Source organism: Streptomyces sp. NPDC012835, from assembly GCF_042900885.1.
GTDB lineage: Bacteria > Actinomycetota > Actinomycetes > Streptomycetales > Streptomycetaceae > Streptomyces.
The window spans coordinates 375,017-390,854 of the sequence record NZ_JBIBBW010000001.1 but is presented as its reverse complement, the minus strand read 5'-3'; the positions used below and the strand labels follow the sequence as shown (position 1 = coordinate 390,854).

The 15,838-nt window shown below is 69.8% G+C and carries 19 protein-coding genes; 16 read left to right on the top strand and 3 right to left on the bottom strand.

Features of this window, described 5'->3' with window-relative positions:
• Nucleotides 1-72 precede the first annotated feature (72 nt).
• Nucleotides 73-2,079, top strand: coding sequence for a DUF4832 domain-containing protein (locus tag ACFY6S_RS01565; protein WP_388829198.1), 2,007 nt, complete (start codon nucleotides 73-75; stop codon nucleotides 2,077-2,079).
• A 321-nt stretch (nucleotides 2,080-2,400) separates the two neighbouring features.
• The gene (locus ACFY6S_RS01560; protein ID WP_388830552.1) at nucleotides 2,401-3,882 is read left to right on the top strand and encodes an MFS transporter; all 1,482 of its coding nucleotides are present in this window, start codon (nucleotides 2,401-2,403) and stop codon (nucleotides 3,880-3,882) included.
• 59 nt (nucleotides 3,883-3,941) lie between these two features.
• Here ACFY6S_RS01560 and ACFY6S_RS01555 read toward each other — a convergent pair whose 3' ends face one another.
• Nucleotides 3,942-4,649 carry a restriction endonuclease gene (locus ACFY6S_RS01555; RefSeq protein ID WP_388830551.1) on the bottom strand — a complete coding sequence of 236 codons (708 nt, stop codon included), beginning with the start codon at nucleotides 4,647-4,649 and terminating at the stop codon, nucleotides 3,942-3,944.
• 1,091 nt (nucleotides 4,650-5,740) lie between these two features.
• On the opposite strand from ACFY6S_RS01555, the gene ACFY6S_RS01550 reads away from it, so the two are divergent.
• From ACFY6S_RS01550 to ACFY6S_RS01500, 11 genes are all read left to right on the top strand, one after another.
• A complete protein-coding gene (locus ACFY6S_RS01550) occupies nucleotides 5,741-6,037 on the top strand; it encodes a gas vesicle protein (protein ID WP_388830548.1) in 297 nt (98 codons plus the stop codon).
• A gap of 64 nt (nucleotides 6,038-6,101) precedes the next feature.
• Entirely contained in the window at nucleotides 6,102-6,554 is a 453-nt protein-coding gene (locus ACFY6S_RS01545; protein WP_388830545.1) for a gas vesicle structural protein GvpA, read from the top strand.
• Between the two features lie 3 nt (nucleotides 6,555-6,557).
• The gene (locus ACFY6S_RS01540; protein ID WP_388830542.1) at nucleotides 6,558-7,271 is read left to right on the top strand and encodes a GvpL/GvpF family gas vesicle protein; all 714 of its coding nucleotides are present in this window, start codon (nucleotides 6,558-6,560) and stop codon (nucleotides 7,269-7,271) included.
• 25 nt (nucleotides 7,272-7,296) lie between these two features.
• Nucleotides 7,297-7,554 carry a gas vesicle protein GvpG gene (locus tag ACFY6S_RS01535; RefSeq protein WP_388830539.1) on the top strand — a complete coding sequence of 86 codons (258 nt, stop codon included), beginning with the start codon at nucleotides 7,297-7,299 and terminating at the stop codon, nucleotides 7,552-7,554.
• Between the two features lie 46 nt (nucleotides 7,555-7,600).
• On the top strand, nucleotides 7,601-8,203 hold the full coding sequence (locus ACFY6S_RS01530) for a hypothetical protein (RefSeq protein ID WP_388830536.1): 603 nt from the start codon (nucleotides 7,601-7,603) through the stop codon (nucleotides 8,201-8,203).
• Nucleotides 8,196-9,329 (top strand): SRPBCC family protein, encoded by a 1,134-nt coding sequence (locus ACFY6S_RS01525; RefSeq protein ID WP_388830533.1) that lies wholly within the window; start codon nucleotides 8,196-8,198, stop codon nucleotides 9,327-9,329. Before ACFY6S_RS01530 ends, ACFY6S_RS01525 begins: the two co-directional genes overlap by 8 nt.
• Before the next feature lie 37 nt (nucleotides 9,330-9,366).
• Nucleotides 9,367-9,798, top strand: a complete 432-nt coding sequence (locus ACFY6S_RS01520; protein ID WP_388830530.1) for a gas vesicle protein — start codon at nucleotides 9,367-9,369, stop codon at nucleotides 9,796-9,798.
• A complete protein-coding gene (locus tag ACFY6S_RS01515; protein WP_388830527.1) occupies nucleotides 9,795-10,631 on the top strand; it encodes a GvpL/GvpF family gas vesicle protein in 837 nt (278 codons plus the stop codon). The genes ACFY6S_RS01520 and ACFY6S_RS01515 overlap by 4 nt, the downstream gene beginning before the upstream one ends.
• A 62-nt stretch (nucleotides 10,632-10,693) precedes the next feature.
• Nucleotides 10,694-10,891: a gas vesicle protein gene (locus ACFY6S_RS01510; RefSeq protein WP_388830554.1), complete on the top strand. Its 198-nt coding sequence runs from the start codon at nucleotides 10,694-10,696 to the stop codon at nucleotides 10,889-10,891.
• 36 nt (nucleotides 10,892-10,927) lie between these two features.
• Nucleotides 10,928-11,317, top strand: coding sequence for a gas vesicle protein K (locus ACFY6S_RS01505; RefSeq protein ID WP_388830524.1), 390 nt, complete (start codon nucleotides 10,928-10,930; stop codon nucleotides 11,315-11,317).
• A gap of 47 nt (nucleotides 11,318-11,364) precedes the next feature.
• Nucleotides 11,365-11,859: a hypothetical protein gene (locus ACFY6S_RS01500; RefSeq protein WP_388830521.1), complete on the top strand. Its 495-nt coding sequence runs from the start codon at nucleotides 11,365-11,367 to the stop codon at nucleotides 11,857-11,859.
• A 260-nt stretch (nucleotides 11,860-12,119) separates the two neighbouring features.
• On the opposite strand, the gene ACFY6S_RS01495 is transcribed toward ACFY6S_RS01500, so the two are convergent.
• The gene (locus ACFY6S_RS01495; RefSeq protein ID WP_388830519.1) at nucleotides 12,120-12,374 is read right to left on the bottom strand and encodes a DUF5133 domain-containing protein; all 255 of its coding nucleotides are present in this window, start codon (nucleotides 12,372-12,374) and stop codon (nucleotides 12,120-12,122) included.
• A gap of 292 nt (nucleotides 12,375-12,666) precedes the next feature.
• Here ACFY6S_RS01495 and ACFY6S_RS01490 point away from each other — a divergent pair, with 292 nt between their 5' ends.
• Entirely contained in the window at nucleotides 12,667-13,278 is a 612-nt protein-coding gene (locus ACFY6S_RS01490; protein WP_388830517.1) for a DinB family protein, read from the top strand.
• Between the two features lie 97 nt (nucleotides 13,279-13,375).
• Here ACFY6S_RS01490 and ACFY6S_RS01485 read toward each other — a convergent pair whose 3' ends face one another.
• On the bottom strand, nucleotides 13,376-14,008 hold the full coding sequence (locus tag ACFY6S_RS01485) for a TetR/AcrR family transcriptional regulator (RefSeq protein ID WP_388830514.1): 633 nt from the start codon (nucleotides 14,006-14,008) through the stop codon (nucleotides 13,376-13,378).
• 70 nt (nucleotides 14,009-14,078) lie between these two features.
• Here ACFY6S_RS01485 and ACFY6S_RS01480 point away from each other — a divergent pair, with 70 nt between their 5' ends.
• Complete coding sequence (locus ACFY6S_RS01480) at nucleotides 14,079-15,011, top strand: NADP-dependent oxidoreductase (protein WP_388830511.1); 933 nt, start codon at nucleotides 14,079-14,081, stop codon at nucleotides 15,009-15,011.
• Between the two features lie 160 nt (nucleotides 15,012-15,171).
• Nucleotides 15,172-15,654 carry a hypothetical protein gene (locus ACFY6S_RS01475; protein ID WP_388830509.1) on the top strand — a complete coding sequence of 161 codons (483 nt, stop codon included), beginning with the start codon at nucleotides 15,172-15,174 and terminating at the stop codon, nucleotides 15,652-15,654.
• Nucleotides 15,655-15,838 lie beyond the last annotated feature (184 nt).

The window sequence follows — 15,838 nt, the reverse complement described above, 5'->3', positions numbered from 1 at the left end:
ATTGATGAGCAACAGCGAAACTTTGTCAACGCTGACGCATAATAAAGTCAGAGATCACCGGAGGTTGATCCGATGCGCACTTTCGCGCAGAGGCGCGGCAGAGGACTGCCCGCCGCACTCGCCGCGGTCTGTTCCGCCGCACTGGTCATGGCCCTGGCGGCGCTCCCGGCCACCGCGCGGGCCACGCCTGCGGCGGAGACTTCGGCCGCCTCGGCCCAGGGCGTGCCCGACCGGCCGGCGCCCGGCCCCGACCCGGACCCCTCGCTCCCGGTCCACACCCTCACCCGCGCCGACGCACCGCTGGACAACCCGCTCAAGGGCTTCGCCCGCTTCTACCAGCCGGGCGCCGACCAGAACACGGGCTATCCGCACTCGCTGACCTGGAGCTACTTCGGCCTCTCCGAGGTCATGAACAGCTCCTCGGACTGCGGAAGCTACGATTGGAGCGTCCTGGACCGAGCACTCGACGAGACGGCCTCGTACGGCAACCAGGCCGCCATCCGCTTCTACCTGGAGTACCCGGGAGGCAGCGGGACCCACCCCGCCAACGCGATTCCCCCGTGCTTCGCGGGACACGTCGACAACCGCACCAACGCGTACTGGAACACCGTCAGTCCCGACTACGACAGCCCGTATCTGCTCGCCGCGCTCAAGAACTTCATCGCCGCCTTCGGCGCCCGCTACGACGGCGACCCCCGCCTCGGCTACATCCACCTCGGCCTGATCGGCCTGTGGGGGGAGTGGCACACCTGGCCGTACGACACGGACACCTCCGGCGACTCGTACCCCGACTACATGCCCACCGACGCCCACGGCGCCGAGATCATCAGGGCCTATGACAGCGCCTTCACCCACACCAAGATCGAAGTCCGGTATCCGGAAGCCGGGGGCGGCGCCGCCGACAACCTGCCGGCCGTGGGCTATCACGACGACTCCTTCTGCTACCGCGAGGGCAGCCCGAAGGCCGGTCTGACCCTGCCCTCCTCCCTGGGCGGCGCCTCCTACTCCCAGTTGCAGAAGGCCCTCGACAGCGGTGTGGAGAACCGGTGGACCACCGCCTCCATGGGAGGTGAGGTCCGCCCGGAGATCCAGTCCACCGCCTTCGACAACTGGCCCGGCGGCTCCGGTGACGTGGACGACATGAAGGCGTGCCTCGAACTGGAACACACCACCTGGAAGATGAACGAGGGGAGCGCCGGCTACTCCTCGACCGACCCGAACGTGGCCGCCGCGGTCCGGCTGATGGGCTACGACCTGAGTGTGGACCGGGCCTACTTCCACGACACGGCACAGGGCACCACCACCGTCGGTGTGCGGATCGACAACAACGGCGTCGCCCCGTTCTACTACCCGTGGACGGTCAGCCTCGGACTCAAGGACTCCGCCGGCCGGATCGTCAAGTCCTGGGCCACCCCCTGGGACCTGCGCGAGGTCATGCCGGCGAAGATCCGGGCCTTTCCCGACTGGGGCGTGGGCTCCGACCCCACCTACCTCGACTTCGGGTCCGCCCGGTACTTCGACGCGACCGTCGACCTCTCCGGCGTCACCGCCGGCGACTACCAGCTCGTCATGAAGGCGAAGAACCCCCTGGAGGACATCAGCTCCAACGCCAAGAAGCTGCGCTTCGCCAACGCGGGACAGAACGAGGACGGCTGGCTCGGCCTCGGCGCCATGACGGTCGGCTCCGGCGGCGGCGACACCGCGGCCGGCTACGAGGCGGAGGCCCCCGGCAACACCCTGACGGGGACCGCCAAAACCGCCGACTGCACCGGCTGCTCCGGCGGCGCCAAGGTCGGATACATCGGCAACGGAGCCGCCCTCACCTTCAACGGTGTCGACGGCGGCAGCGGCGGCACCAAGACGGTGACCGTCCACTACGCGACCACCGAGACCCGCTCGGCCACCGTCCAGGCCAACGGGGGCACGCGACAATCCGTCTCCTTCGCCCCCACCGGTGACTGGTCGACGACCGCGTCGACAACGGTCCGCCTCGACCTGGCCGCCGGCACCGGAAACAGCATCACGATCGCCAACGCCTCGGGCTGGGCACCCGACATCGACCGGATCACGGTCACCTGACGCGGGCGTGGGGGGCGAGCCGCGGCTCGCCCCCGACACCCCCGCGCGGGGAGGCCCGGAGTTCCGCGCCGGGCGGGTCGACCACGGGCCGTGACGACCGGTCCGTACGCGGGACCACCGCCGTCCCACCGAACCCGCCCGGCGGTCCGCCGGCCAGGGCGTCCGGCACGGGCGTGTCAGCCCTGGGCGGGTGGCGTACGGACGTACGCTGACCCGGCGGCCCGGCCCGGACCCCGGGCGTTCCACCACGAAGCCGGCGCGGCGGCCCGTGCCCCGCGCGCGCCGGGTCCGCGGCGCATCCTCTCGGACCCGGAGGCATCCTTGCGGTTCAGCTCATCCCCGCCGCGTCCGTTCAGCCGGATTCCGCTGGCCGGACGCTATCCCGCGGCGGTGGCGCTCTCCCTGCTCGCGCTGAGCCCCTATCTGATCCTCACCACGGCCACCGCCCTGATGGAACCGCGGATCATGGCGGACATCGGCGCCACCGCGTTCGAGCTCCAGCTCACCAGCGGTATGTCGAACGCGGCCTACGCGTTCGGCGCGGTGGCCGCGGCGGACCTCGTCCAACGCGCGGCACGGCGGCGGATCTACCTCTTCTGTGAGGTCGGCTTCGTGCTGAGTTCCGTGCTGGCCCTCAGCGCACCGGAGATCGGCCTGTTCAGCGCCGGTGTGGTGCTTCAGGGCCTGTTCACCGGGATGCTGCTGGTCGCGGCGCTGCCCCCGCTGGTCACGGGACACCCGGTCGGGCGGCTGCGCACGACCGCCGCCGTCATCAGTCTCGGACTGTTCGGCATGGTGGCCTTCGGGCCGCTGGTGGGCGGGCTGGTCGGGAGCCTGGGCGGCTGGCGGGCCCTGTTCGCCGGGATCGCCGCGCTGGCGGCGATCGGCCTGACCGTCGGTGCCCTGACCTTCGAGGGCAACGAACCACCGGACCGCCGGGCCAGGTTCGACTGGTCCGCGATCCCGCTCGCGCTCGGAACCACCGCGCTGCCCTTCTTCGGCGTCTCGTGGCTGACCCGTGGTTCGTTCGGCGACCCCGCGTTCTTCGTGCCGGTCGCGTGCGGGCTGGCCTGTGGAGTGCTGCTGGTGGGAGGCCAGTACCGAAAGGCCGTACCGCTGATGCCGGTACGGCCCATCAGCAACACACTGCCCGTCGTCGGAACGGTCAACGCGATGCTCGTCGGCGCCTGTTTCACCTCCCTTCTGGAACTGACCGAGATCTACCTCACCCGGGAAGCGCACTACACGCCGCTGCGCGTCGGCGCGCTCATCACACCCCAGATCGTCGGCGTGTTCGTGGCCGCGATCCTCTTCCGGCGGTTGGTGTCGACCCGCTGGACTCCCTGTCTGGCCCTGTCGGGCACCATCAGCGTGGCCATCGGCGCCGGTGTCCTGCTGACCGTGTCCACGGCGAACGCCTCCACGGTCGTTCCCATCGCCGCGCTCCTTCTCGGCTTCGGCGCGGGAGCGGGCGTGACGCCGGGACTGTTCCTGGCCGGCTTCTCCGTACCGTCGGCGCAGATCGGCCCCACCTTCGCCCTGGTCGAACTCCTCCGGTCGGAAGCCGCGTTCCTGGTCGGGCCCGTACTGCTGCACCTCGCACTGACCATCGGCCCGGCACACGGCTTCCACCTCGCCGTGGCGATCACCCTCGCGCTCGTCGTGGCCGGCGCGCTGCTTCTGGTGAGCCTGTACGCCCTGGGTGGCGCCCGCCCACAGCCGCCGGACCTCGAATCGTGGCTGTCCGGCCGCTCGACGGCCTATCACTCACCGGCTCTGCTCGCCGCTGTGCGTAAGACCTGAGCTGCCGCGCGGGCGCGCACATCGACTGGCGGGTCGGCCGCTCCGCGTGGACCCGGATGTCAGGACAGCGCGGAGGACCCGCGCGGCGGGGGCAGACGGCCCAGGATCTCCCACAACGGCCGGGATCCGGCGGCCCATTCGCCCAGCAGCTGCCGGTCGACCAGGTGCAGGCGCTGGGATTTCGCGTACGGCGGGCACTGGCTGCTGAAACGGCCGTTCGTCACCAGGACGATGACATCGCCGCCGTGCAGCTGGCGGCCGGTCCCGTTCAGGACATGGAGGTCCGGCGTACCGACCGCCGATCCCGACCAGCCGGCCTTCCGGTGTTTGCACTGAATGACCCACCGCCGTCCGAGCGGGTCGGTGGCCTTCACGTCCGCGCCGTTGTCACCGCGCCCGCCGACCTGGACCGCGTCGCGACAGCCGTCCCTCAGCATCAGGTCGCGCACCGCGTACTCGAACTCCCGGTGATGGAGAGCGTCCAACTGCGAGAGCTGGTACCGCAGCCCCCGCTCCTTGACCCGCGCCCACCGTGCACGCTGCCCCCGCCAGTGCGCCCAAGCCGCTCCGGCCCCGCCCGCCGGCACGGCCAGGACCACCAGCACCCACCAGTGCGCCATCAGCCACTGGAACACGACCACCGCGAGGGACACCCCGACCACCGCGACGACCAGCAGTCCGATGCCTTCGATCTGCGCGGCCTGTCTCCCGCGCGCCCGACGCCCCGCTACGCGCCCGCGCCCTGCCACCCGCCTGCGTCGCGCCACCGGAGCGCGGCGCCTCGCGACCCGCCTGCGCCGCGTCACCGCCGCGCTCCGGCGACGACGGGGGCGGCCCCGATCCCGGCCGTCCGGACGGACCAAGAGGCGGGCCCCAGTGGCGCTCGCGGAACCCGGTTGCCGTCCCTTCGCACATGGATGCCGATCCGCACAACTCTCCCCTCCGAGCGAGACGGCGCTCCCCGCGCCGACGAATATCCAAGCACCCACAAGCGCCGCAGCGCGAGAGGTCGATCACTTTGTGTGACAGATGTGGTGTGTGAGGCGGTCGGGGCGGACCTGCGCCACCGCGCGGCGCCGGTCCCGGAGTCGGCGCCGCTCGGGCGGCCGAGCGGCGCCGGGGAGCGTGATCCGAGCCCCGCAGATCCTGATATGATCATCTCGTTACTTCGGTTCAGCACACGAAGTCGCGCGTCTGTGGTCCAAGGAAAGACGTCCGTCTGCCGACGGGAAATGTAGGTGCAAGGCCTGCCGGGCGCTCAACGAAAGTGGTCCCTTCTCAATGAGGAGGGACCACTTCTTCGTTCGCGTCCAGGTCCCCGTCGCCCTCCTTGGCTACCCGAGGCCGCCGTCGCCCCGGAGGAGTCGGGCGTTGATCCATCCGCCTTCCGCGGAGCAGAGGAACGGGACGAGACGGGCGCAGTCCTGCGGCACACCGAGGCGTCCCGGAGCTGTTGAGCGGATCGTGTCCGTTTCTCGCCCCTCGGTCATCCAGCCGGTGTCGGTCGGCCCGGGATCGATCGCGTTGCCGGTGACGCCCGGGTGGGCGGGTTCACGGGGCCGGCGCCGCCGGGTCGCCCCGCCTCGTCCGGGAGCGCGCCGTCGAGAAGTGAGGGCCGTGCGGCGCTCCTGATCAAGAGCGCCGAATCGGCGGATGGCGAGGCACGGCTCCTCCGCCGGATATGGAGCAAGCGCGCCCCACGGTCCCGGACCCATGACGTGGCCGGGGCCTGCTGTGTTTCCTCTCACGCATACGTTCGGATTCGAGGGGCACCCGCACTGACACCACGGACGATGGCCACCGGAATTGCACCGGACGGCCCGAGAGGAAGTCCGGACGACGTACGACAGGCGGGAACATGGCGACGACGGACAGCAAGGACGGCAGGGAGAAGCAAGCGCGTATCGATATCTCGACGGCGATGCGCAAAGCGGCCGGGCAACTCGCCGAACTGCTTCAACGCGAGCCCGGTTCGGTGTCCGCGCTGAAGGCCACGGACGACGGGTGGTCCGCGGATGTGGAAGTCGTCGAGATCGAGAAGATCCCCGAGACCACCAGTGTCATGGCTTCCTACCGCGTCGATCTCGACGGCCAGGGCCAACTCGTGGGCTACGAACGAATTCGCCGGTATTCACGGGGTCAGATCGACCGCTGAGTCGCATCAGCCACCGTGATCAGGCCGGATCGGATCACCCAACTCATTGGAAGGAAGGCTGACGATGAGTCTCGTGCAGCAGAGCAATGCCTCCAGCAGTGGAGGCGGATCCGGAAATCTCTACGACGTTCTCGAGCTGATTCTCGACAGGGGGCTCGTCATCGATGCCTTCGTTCGCGTCTCGATCGTGGGCATAGAGATCCTCAAGATCGATGTTCGCGTCGTGGTCGCCAGTGTCGACACCTATCTGCGATTCGCCGAGGCGTGCAACCGTCTGGACCTCGAGTCCGGCCGCAAGGCGCCCACGCAGCTCACCGACATCGTCGGGGACACCGTCGAGAGCGGGGCCAAGGGCAAGTCGAAGGGGGCGCTGACGGGCGCGGTGGAAGCCTTCACCGACTCCTTCCAGAGCGGCCGTGACGACTCCGGCTCCGACGACAAGGAGCAGGAGAAGCGGCCGGCACGCAAGAGCTCCTCGTCCAGCAGCCGCCGCACCACCCAACGCCGGGAGGACTAGCCGATGCCCACGTACATCTACGCCATCACCGCCGCCGACCACCCCCTGCGGCTGGAAGGACTCAACGGCGTCGGCGACCCGCCGTCCGCTCTGCGTACCGTCAGGACCGGGGCGCTGGGCGCTGTCGTCAGTGACACGCCGCCGGGTCTGCGGGCCAAGCGCCGTGATCTCGTCGCGCACCAGAGCGTGCTGGACCGGCTGATGGCCGACGGCGCCGTGCTGCCGATGAGGTTCGGGCTCGTCGGCCCCGACGATGATCAGGTGCTCACCGTGCTGGAGGCGGAGCGGGACGGCTATACGGCACGCCTCGCCGAGCTCGACGGGTGCCTGGAGTACAACCTGAAGGTCGCGCGGGCGGAGGAGAGCCTGCTGCGGGAGGTACTCGCCGAATCCGAGGAAGTACGCCGGTTGAACGAGTACACGCGGCAGAATCCCGGGGCCCAGGACGAGAAGATGCGGCTCGGCGAACGTCTTTCGCAGGAGATCGAGACCCGGCAGAGCGCGCTGGCGGGCGACATGCTCGATGTGCTGACTCCTCTGGCGGAACGCAGCTCAGCGGCCGACCCGTCGAAGGCGCATTTCCTGAATGTGTCCTTCCTGGTGAAGCGCGACGGGGCCGCGGCGTTCTCCCAGGCCGTGTACGAGGAATCGGAACGCCGGGGCGACGACTACGAGTTCACCCTGAGCGGACCGCTCCCTCCTTACAGTTTTGTCTGAACCTCGCTGATCGGGGGACCCCGGCATGGGCCTCATCACGCAGATCCTCACCCTTCCGCTCGCGCCCGTACGAGGAACCCTCTGGGTTCTCGATCAGACGGTGCTCGCGGCGGAACGCGAATATTACGACCCCGATCCCGTGCGCAAGGAACTGGCCGAGCTGGAGAGGGAGCTGCTGAGCGGCGGTATCACCGAAGAAGAGTTTGACCAGCGCGAGGACGAACTGCTGGACAGACTCGAAGAGATCGAGGCGCACCAGCAGCGTCTGCGAACCGAATCCTGATACGAGGACCGATTCCTGATACGGGGGAGAACGAGGTGCCGAAGAGATGACAGGGAATGTGAAGATAGGTGTCGCCCTCGTGGGCGGCTACCTGCTGGGCCGTACGAAGAAAGCGAAATTGGCCATCGGTCTCGGGATGTTCCTGGCCGGGAAGAAGCTGAATCTCGACCCCAAGCAGCTCGGCAAAATGGTGGCCAACTCGCCTGTTCTGGGCACCCTCAACGACCAGGTCCGCAAGGAGCTGGTGGACGCCACGAAGTCCGCCGCCACCCATGCGCTGACGCAGCGGGCCTCCGGTCTGGCCGACTCCTTGCACCAGCGGACCCTGGACCTCGACGGCAGGGCCGTACCTGCCGAGGACGACGAGGACGGGGACGAGGACGACCGGGACACCCGCGCCGACGCCGACACTGACGGCGACGACTCCCACGACGAAGGCGATGAGAAGCGGGCGCCGCGGCGCAGGACGGCAGCGAAGCAGACCGCCAAGCCGGCCGCCAAGGCCGCGTCCGGAGCCCGTAGGACCGCTTCGGGCCGGACCGGCGACACCCGCAAGAGGACCTCGACCGCCACCCGGAAGACAGCCTCCGGGGCGCGCAAGAGCGCTTCGTCGGCCGGTCGCAAGGAGCGGGGTGGCAGCAATGGCTGAGTCGACTCTGACCAAGTTCAAGGACGACCTGGCCAACGATCCGGCCACCGACCGTCTGAAGGAAGAGCTTCAGAACTACCTCAAGGCACGTGCCCAGCACGCTGTCACCAACCTGGGGCACCGGCTCGGCCAAGGCGTCGGCAAGCTGGCCGACCCCAAGAACGGCCCGGGCGGGGCCGTGAAGAGTCTGGCCAAGGGCGGTCAGGCGCTCAGCGAGGGCAAATCTCCCGCCCAGGCCGCCCTGGCCGCCGGTACCTCCCACCTGAAGGACACCATCAAGGACAAGGTCAAGGGATTGTTCGGCAAGGGACGCAAGGGCGGCGGCGGCAAGTCGAAGAGCGTCACCATCACCGAGGACATCGACGTCGGTGTGCCGGTGCGGGAGGCGTACGACCAGTGGACCCAGTTCCAGGAGTTCAGCACCTTCGCCAAGGGTGTCGTGAGTGTCGAGAAGGCCGACGACACCAGCAGCAACTGGAAGGTGAAGGTCGCCAAGTCCACCCGCAGCTGGAAGGCGAACGTCACCGAGCAGGTGCCGGACGAGCGCATCACCTGGACCACCGAGGGCGCCAAGGGCACGGTCAAGGGCGTGGTGACCTTCCACGCCATCACCGACAACCTCACGCGGGTACTGCTGGTTCTCGAATACTTCCCCAAGGGCCTGTTCGAGAAGACCGGCAACATCTGGCGCGCCCAGGGGCGCAGGGCCCGTCTCGACCTCAAGCTCTACCGCAAGTTCATCATGATGCGGGGCGAGGCCACCGACGGCTGGCGGGGGGAGATCCGCGACGGAGAGGTCGTGCTGGAGCACGACGAGGCCGTCGAGGAGGAGGAAGCCCGCGCGCGGGAGGGCGAGGACGGCGAGGGCACCGAGGAGGCCGAGGAGAGTCCCGAAGCACGGGACGAGGCCGACCTGGAGGAGTCCGAGCACGGCGCCGACGACGGCGAGGACGACGAGGAGTACGCCGACGACGAGGACCTCCCCGCGGCGGACGACGAGTACGACGACGAGGATCCCGCCGAGGACGAATACGAGGACGAGGCCGTCGATGAGGAAGAAGACGAGGAAGAAGACGAGGACGAGGAGGAGCCTTCCCGGCGCCGCACCGCCTCGGCCGGTCGCTGACACACTCCGCCGACAGCACAGACAGGGCTGATTTCACGTGTCCGATTCACTGGCCGGCCGTATGGGGGCATCCTCCGGGGTGTCTCCGTACGGCCAGCAGGGGCAATCCGCCAATCTCGCCGACATTCTCGAGCGCGTCCTGGACAAGGGCGTCGTCATCGCGGGCGACATCCAGATCAATCTGCTCGACATCGAGCTGCTGACCATCAAGCTGAGGCTGCTGGTCGCGTCCGTGGACCGGGCCAAGGAGATGGGCATCGACTGGTGGGAGCACGACCCCTCGCTCTCCTCCCGCGCCCGCCCCGCACACCAGGGGACACAACAGGTGAACGGCCCGCACGGCTCCCACGCAGCCCACGGCTCGTCGCCGGACGACGGCACGGCCGACCCGCTGGCACTGGAGAACGCGCGACTGCGCGCCGAGTTGGCCGAGCTGCGGGCCGCGGCGGCGAGCAAGGAGGAGCGGTGAGCAGCGCCGACACCCGTACCGCCGCCCCGTCGATGAGTTATGTCTACGCCGTCAGCCGTACCGGGGCAGCACTGGATTCCGTCCTGTCCGGCCGGGGCGGGCTGCACGGCGGGCCACTGCGGACGGTGCGTGCCGGGGACCTGGTGGCCCTGGTGTCGTCGGTGCCCCACGACGCCTTCGGCGCGGACGGCCTGCGGGCACAGATGGAGGACATCGCCCGGCTTGAGGTGATGGCCCGCACGCACCACGCCGTGGTCGAGGCCGCCTACGAGACCGCGACCGTCCTGCCCATGCGGCTGGCCACGGTGTATCTGGACGACCGGCGGGTGGCCGAGATGCTCGGTGAACGGGCCGCGGAATTCGGCGCCTTGCTCACCCGGCTCGAAGGACACGTCGAACTGGGCGTCAAGGTCTACGCGGACGCGCGGGAGGCCGCCAAGGCCGGCTCGGCGCGGAGCGAACCCGTGGCGGCGAGCCCGGGGCGGGCGTATCTGCAACAGCGCCGCGCCCAGCAGCGCCACCACCGCGATGCCTACCGGGCGGCCGGGGCGGTCGCCGCCGATGTGCCCGCCCGGGTGGGGGCCATCGTCCGCGCCCGGCTGGCGCACCGCCCACAGCAAGGAGATCTCGCCCCGGGCACCGGCGAGAACATCGCCAATGACGCCTACCTGGTCGAGGCGGCACGCGTCGCCGAGTTCCGTACCGCGCTGGCCGGAATCGCCGACGGCGTTCCCGGCGTACGTGTCGAGATCACCGGCCCGTGGGCCCCGTACTCCTTCGCCACGCCGCCGCCCGCGACGGCAGGCCCCGGCGAGGGAGGCGGGCGACGGTGAACGGAGAACTCGACGAGGCGCTGCCGGCGGCCGGATTCGCCGAGACCCTGAACGGGGGACCGGTGGACGACGGTGAGGACTCCATCGATTCCCTCGCCGGCCGACAGGTCGCGCTCATCGACCTGCTCGACCGGCTGCTGACCGGAGGGGCGGTCCTGACCGGGGATCTCGTGCTCTCCGTCGCCGAAGTGGACCTTGTGCACATCAATCTGCGGGCGGTCATCCGCTCGATCACGCCTGAAGGACCGGCGCCGTGGTGAGCCACCCGGCCCCGCGGGGACGCGAGGAGACGCACCATGCCTGACACATCCCGCGACGGCGACTTCCAAGAGGTCGCGCGGGCGGCGGCGCGCGCGTTCGACCTCGTACCGACGGGACCCGATGAACCGCTGCCCCGCGACGGCATCGCCCAACGCCTCGAAACCGACCCGGACACCGTGGAACGGGACCTGATCAAACTGGTCCTCACCATCGTCGAGCTGCTGCGACAGCTCATGGAGCGCACCGCCCTGCACCGGGTCGACCAGGGCGACCTCCGGGAGGACCAGGAGGAGCGCATCGGCATGACGCTGATGATTCTCCAGGACCGGATGGCCGAACTCTGCGAACGCTACGACCTGACCATGGAAGACCTCAACCTGGATCTCGGCCCGCTCGGCTCGCTGCTGTCCCGCGACGCCGGCTGACCGAAGCCCCCGTGTTTTAGGCCGACTTGAGAGGCAACACGAACGACATGACTACAGAGAACGAAGCAAACAAGGACACGAACGGCACTGCGGGAAAGGCGAAGGAGAGCGCCAAGTCCGCCACCTCCAAGGGACGGCAGACGGCTGAACGCACCGGCGCTACCGCCCGTGGGACGGCGAAGACGGCCGGAGGCCGAGCGAAGAACGGCTCGGCCGGAGCGGCCGCGAAGGCCAGGACATCGGTGCGAGCCGCCGAGGAGTCCGCCGACAGCGGTGTTCGGTCCGCGGGCGACGCCACGAAGCACATCGGGCAGGCGGCCTCCGCGGGCTGGGAAAGCGGACAGCAGGCCGTTCTCTCCACGGCGAACAAGGCCGTCTCCACGGCGACCACCGCCTGGACCGTCATCAAGCACCGGAAGGCCATAGCGGCGGGCGCCGCGGCAGGAGTCGTCGGCCTGGCCGGCGGAGCCTTCGCCCTGGGCCGGCAGACGGCCAGGCCGCACGGCGGTCCGCTCACCCGCATGACGGGGGGCCGGTTCTGACGACCGGCCGCAGCGCCGGCAGCCCTTCCCCGCCCGCTGCCGGCGCCCCGTCTTCCCGAGCGTCCCTGACCGGCTCCCCGTGCGAGCCGGTCAGGGACGCTTGTGTCGGAGCGGTCCCTGACCTGACCGAGCAGACCTGATCGATCACCTGACCGAGCAGGAGTGGACGCTGTCCGCATCAGACCCCCGTGCCGGGCCGCTCAGTTGCTCAGCATGGCGCGGCGCGGGCGTGCCGGTCACCGCGTCATTCGGCACGGGTCTTACTCGGCACGGGCCGGCGACAGCGTCACGGTCGTGAGCACCGAGTCGTCCTCGGGACGGGCTCCTGGAAGGCGGTGACGGGCGGCCACCAGGGCCGCGTCGACATCCCGCGTGCCGGTCGACACGCACAACGTATAGGCGATGTCCGCCAACCGCTGCTGTACCTGCGGCGTTCCGTTCTCCGCGTTCAGTACCCGCAGCGCGTCGTACTGTTCGACCAGCTTGTTCAGGACGGCGGGATGGGCCATCAGCATGCGGAACTCTCCTTCAGGTGACAGCCAGGTGGCGGCCGCTACGGGTTGGGCGCTTCCCCGGTTACCCCGTGGTCGGCCCGGTATGCCGACGTGTTCTCATGAGTGTGCGCCGGCCCCGTAAATCCGTCCCGGTCGTCATCACCGGCCCGGATCAGCAGAGAGCGACGTACGAGGCCCGAGCCTGCCGGCCCGTGCGGCCGTGCGGTCGTACAGCCGCAGAGTCGGTCGCCGGCTGACATGAGGGCGCGCAATTCAGTGGCGGGGCCGTGCTGGTACGCGCGACCCTGCCCACATGGACCAGGGTGAGCACATCAACGCACCGGCGGAGACGCGCTGGACGCGGTCGACCATCTATCCCGACATGTGGGTTGATCCGGACGACGACCCGCGCGAGACCGATGCCGCGACTGCCGATGAACGCGGCATCCTGCTCGACAACCTGCGCCACTACCGCCTCACCCTGGAAATGAAATGCGCGGGCCTCGACCCGGAACAGCTGGCCCGCCGCTCCGTACCGCCTTCCACCATGTCCCTGCTCGGGCTGGTACGGCACATGACCGAGGAGGAACGGCACTTCCGCCGGGTGATGGCCGGTGAGGACGTCCCGAAGCTGTACCGCACCGAAGAAGACCGCGACGGCGACTTCAACGGCGCGACCGCCGAACCGGAGGTTGTGGAGGACTCCTGGCGTCAGTGGCGGGCCGAAGTGGAACTCACCGACCGGTACCTGGCAGGCGTCGCCGACCTGGGCACCCGGAACGCCGGCTTCTCCGATCTGGGCCCCGAACCCGGTGGGGACGAGCGGCTTCGCGATGTCCTGGTGGCGCAGATCGCGGAGTACGCGCGGCACTGCGGCCACGCCGACCTCCTGCGCGAGCGGATCGACGGCCGAGTGGGCCAATGACCACCACGACCGGGGCGCCTTGTCACGGTCGGTCGAGCGAGCACACGGTCAGGCGTGCCGGAAGTCAGGACCGTCCCGCCGGGCAGTCCGAAGCTCCTCAGCCCTGGACGGCGGCCCCCGCCTTGCCGTGAGGAGCGGTTTCCCGCGCGGGCCGAGAAGGGAAGGCGACCTCCTGGGCCGCCTCGATCATCCGGAAGATCTCGTCCACCGCTGCCTCCGGATCGGCCGCCTCGCGGGCCAGCGAATGGGCGTCGATCACGAACCTCGCGATCGTTCGGCAGGCCGTCGTGGTCTGCGGCAGGCCGAGATCGGCGGCGATGGCCGTTGCCAGCGACTCCGCGTGGCGCAGCCTCATCGACTCCTCGTACTCCCGCAGGGCGCGTGATTCGTCGATCATGCGCCAGACCGGGGCGGCGCCGTTCGCCGTGCAATGCCGCACCATGGCCTGGATCTCGCGGCGCAGCGCGGGGATGAGCGGCTCGTGCGGCGCCCGGCCGGTGACCGCCTGCGTGAGGCGTTGCTCGAAGTTGTCGTCCTGCTCGAACACCAGGGCCTCTTTCGAGGCGAAGTGGGAGAAGACGGTGGTGACGGCCACGTCGGCCTCAGCGGCCACGTCGCGGATGCCCACCGCGTCGTACCCGCGTTCCAGGAAGAGTCGCAGGGCGGTGTCGGCGATGTTCTGCCGGGTCGCGGCCTTTTTGCGCTCACGGCGTCCGGACGGCGAGGTCATGAGCTCAAACTATCAGATCCAAAGGTGCAACGGTTTCTAAACACTAACCGTTAGTGTTACGGTCGGCCGCATGAAGAGAGTGAGCTTCGCCGAGTTCGGCGGTCCGGATGTACTGCGACTCGTAGACGCCGAGGAGCCCCACGCGGGCCCCGGCCAGGTACGCATCGCCGTGCGGGCCGCGGGAGTGAACCCCGTCGACTGGAGAATCCGTGAAGGCCAGTTCCAGAAGGTCCGTCCGATCGAGCTGCCCGCCGGAGTCGGACAGGACGCCTCCGGGGTGGTGGACGAGATCGGCGAGGGCGTGGAAGGTGTCGAGGTCGGCGACCACGTGTTCGGTGAGGGTTCGAGTACCTATGCCGAGTTCGCCGTGTTGTCGGCCTGGGCCCGTATGCCCGAGGGCCTGACGTTCGAAGAGGCGGCCGGATATCCCTCCGTGGTGGAGACGGCGCTGCGCATCATCCGCCAGGTCGGTGTGCGGTCCGGGCAGACGCTGTTGGTCAGCGGCGCGTCCGGGGGAGTGGGATCGGCGGTGCTGCAGATCGCCCGCGATCGCGGCATCACGGTGATCGGCACGGCCGGGGCCGGGAACCTGGACTATCTCCGTGGCCTGGGTGCCGTCGCCACGACGTACGGTGCGGGCTGGGTGGAGCGGGTAAGGCAACTCGGCCAGGTCGACGCGGCGCTCGATCTGGCCGGCTCGGGCGTGATCGGGGAGCTGATCGAGCTGACCGGGGATCCGCAGAAGGTGATCTCCATCGCCGATCTCGCCGCCCCGGATCTCGGTGTCCGATTCTCCGGCGTGGCCGGAAGCGTGCCGGAAGCGCTCGCCGAGGCCGCCGATCTCATCTCGCGGGGGAAACTCCACATCCCGGTCGAGCAGTCGTACACGCTCGCCGAGGCCGCGACGGCGCACATCGACAGCCGCGCCGGTCACACGCGCGGGCGCCGGGTCGTGGTCGTCCGAGCGGTCCCGCACGCGGTCGCACCACCCGGCCCGAGGTAAGGGGCGCGGACCCGGTGGTGGATGCGCCCCGTCGGCGCTCCGCCGTTACGGGCGTATCCACCGCGAAGAATCGTTTACGTCGATCGCGGGGCATCCAGGACGCCGTGCTCGGGGAAACCTGCCACCGGAACTGATCCTTCGGATCTCCGGAAAGGTCACTATGCGCAAGTTCACCCGCATCGCCGCCCTCGCTCTCGTTCCCGCGACAGCCCTCGCCCTCTGCTCCGGGGCCGCCGCCACCGCGGTCGCGCCCGCCGCCCTCCCCGCTCGGGCAGTCACCCTCCCCGCGGCACACCCCGAGGCGGCGCCCGAAGCCAATGCGGTGCAGACGGTCACCGCGTTCTTCGACCAGTACAAGCGCGCGGCTCTGGGCGCCGGCCCCTACACCCCGCAGGAGGTCCGCGACCGCTTCCTCACCCCCGATCTCAACGAGAAGCTCGACGCGTGGGCGGCTGAGCACGACGCCGACCCCGTCTTCCGCGCTCAGAACGTCCCCCAGAGGCGGTCCGTCGCACGCGAAGCCGGCGACCCCGACTCGACCAAGGTGCTCGTGACCGAGTACTTCAGCGGCGGCGCCCCCACGAAGGTCCGCTACACCGTCTCCCACTCCACCGACAGGATTGTCGCCATCGAGAACGCCTAGAAGGCGGGCAGAAAGCGCCTGGGAAACGGGTGGAAACAGCCCGCCGGCCGTGAACCGTCGACCGGGGCCCGCCCCCCGCCCCCGGCGGGGCGGCGGCGGGGGGGGGCCGGGGGGGGGGGGGGGGCCCCCCGGGCGCGGGGAGAGGGCGCCCCCGCCGGGGGGTTACCCCCCCCGCGGGGGAGGG

Excerpts from the sequence above, each read along its gene's own strand:
- ACFY6S_RS01535 (WP_388830539.1), top strand. The coding sequence starts at position 7,297 with ATGGGCCTCATCACGCAGATCCTCACCCTTCCGCTCGCGCCCGTACGA.
- ACFY6S_RS01500 (WP_388830521.1), top strand. The coding sequence starts at position 11,365 with ATGACTACAGAGAACGAAGCAAACAAGGACACGAACGGCACTGCGGGA.
- ACFY6S_RS01525 (WP_388830533.1), top strand. The coding sequence starts at position 8,196 with ATGGCTGAGTCGACTCTGACCAAGTTCAAGGACGACCTGGCCAACGAT.
- ACFY6S_RS01565 (WP_388829198.1), top strand. The coding sequence starts at position 73 with ATGCGCACTTTCGCGCAGAGGCGCGGCAGAGGACTGCCCGCCGCACTC.
- ACFY6S_RS01480 (WP_388830511.1), top strand. The coding sequence starts at position 14,079 with ATGAAGAGAGTGAGCTTCGCCGAGTTCGGCGGTCCGGATGTACTGCGA.
- ACFY6S_RS01550 (WP_388830548.1), top strand. The coding sequence starts at position 5,741 with ATGGCGACGACGGACAGCAAGGACGGCAGGGAGAAGCAAGCGCGTATC.
- ACFY6S_RS01505 (WP_388830524.1), top strand. The coding sequence starts at position 10,928 with ATGCCTGACACATCCCGCGACGGCGACTTCCAAGAGGTCGCGCGGGCG.
- ACFY6S_RS01485 (WP_388830514.1), bottom strand. The coding sequence starts at position 14,008 with ATGACCTCGCCGTCCGGACGCCGTGAGCGCAAAAAGGCCGCGACCCGG.
- ACFY6S_RS01490 (WP_388830517.1), top strand. The coding sequence starts at position 12,667 with ATGGACCAGGGTGAGCACATCAACGCACCGGCGGAGACGCGCTGGACG.
- ACFY6S_RS01475 (WP_388830509.1), top strand. The coding sequence starts at position 15,172 with ATGCGCAAGTTCACCCGCATCGCCGCCCTCGCTCTCGTTCCCGCGACA.
- ACFY6S_RS01530 (WP_388830536.1), top strand. The coding sequence starts at position 7,601 with ATGACAGGGAATGTGAAGATAGGTGTCGCCCTCGTGGGCGGCTACCTG.
- ACFY6S_RS01495 (WP_388830519.1), bottom strand. The coding sequence starts at position 12,374 with ATGCTGATGGCCCATCCCGCCGTCCTGAACAAGCTGGTCGAACAGTAC.
- ACFY6S_RS01545 (WP_388830545.1), top strand. The coding sequence starts at position 6,102 with ATGAGTCTCGTGCAGCAGAGCAATGCCTCCAGCAGTGGAGGCGGATCC.
- ACFY6S_RS01540 (WP_388830542.1), top strand. The coding sequence starts at position 6,558 with ATGCCCACGTACATCTACGCCATCACCGCCGCCGACCACCCCCTGCGG.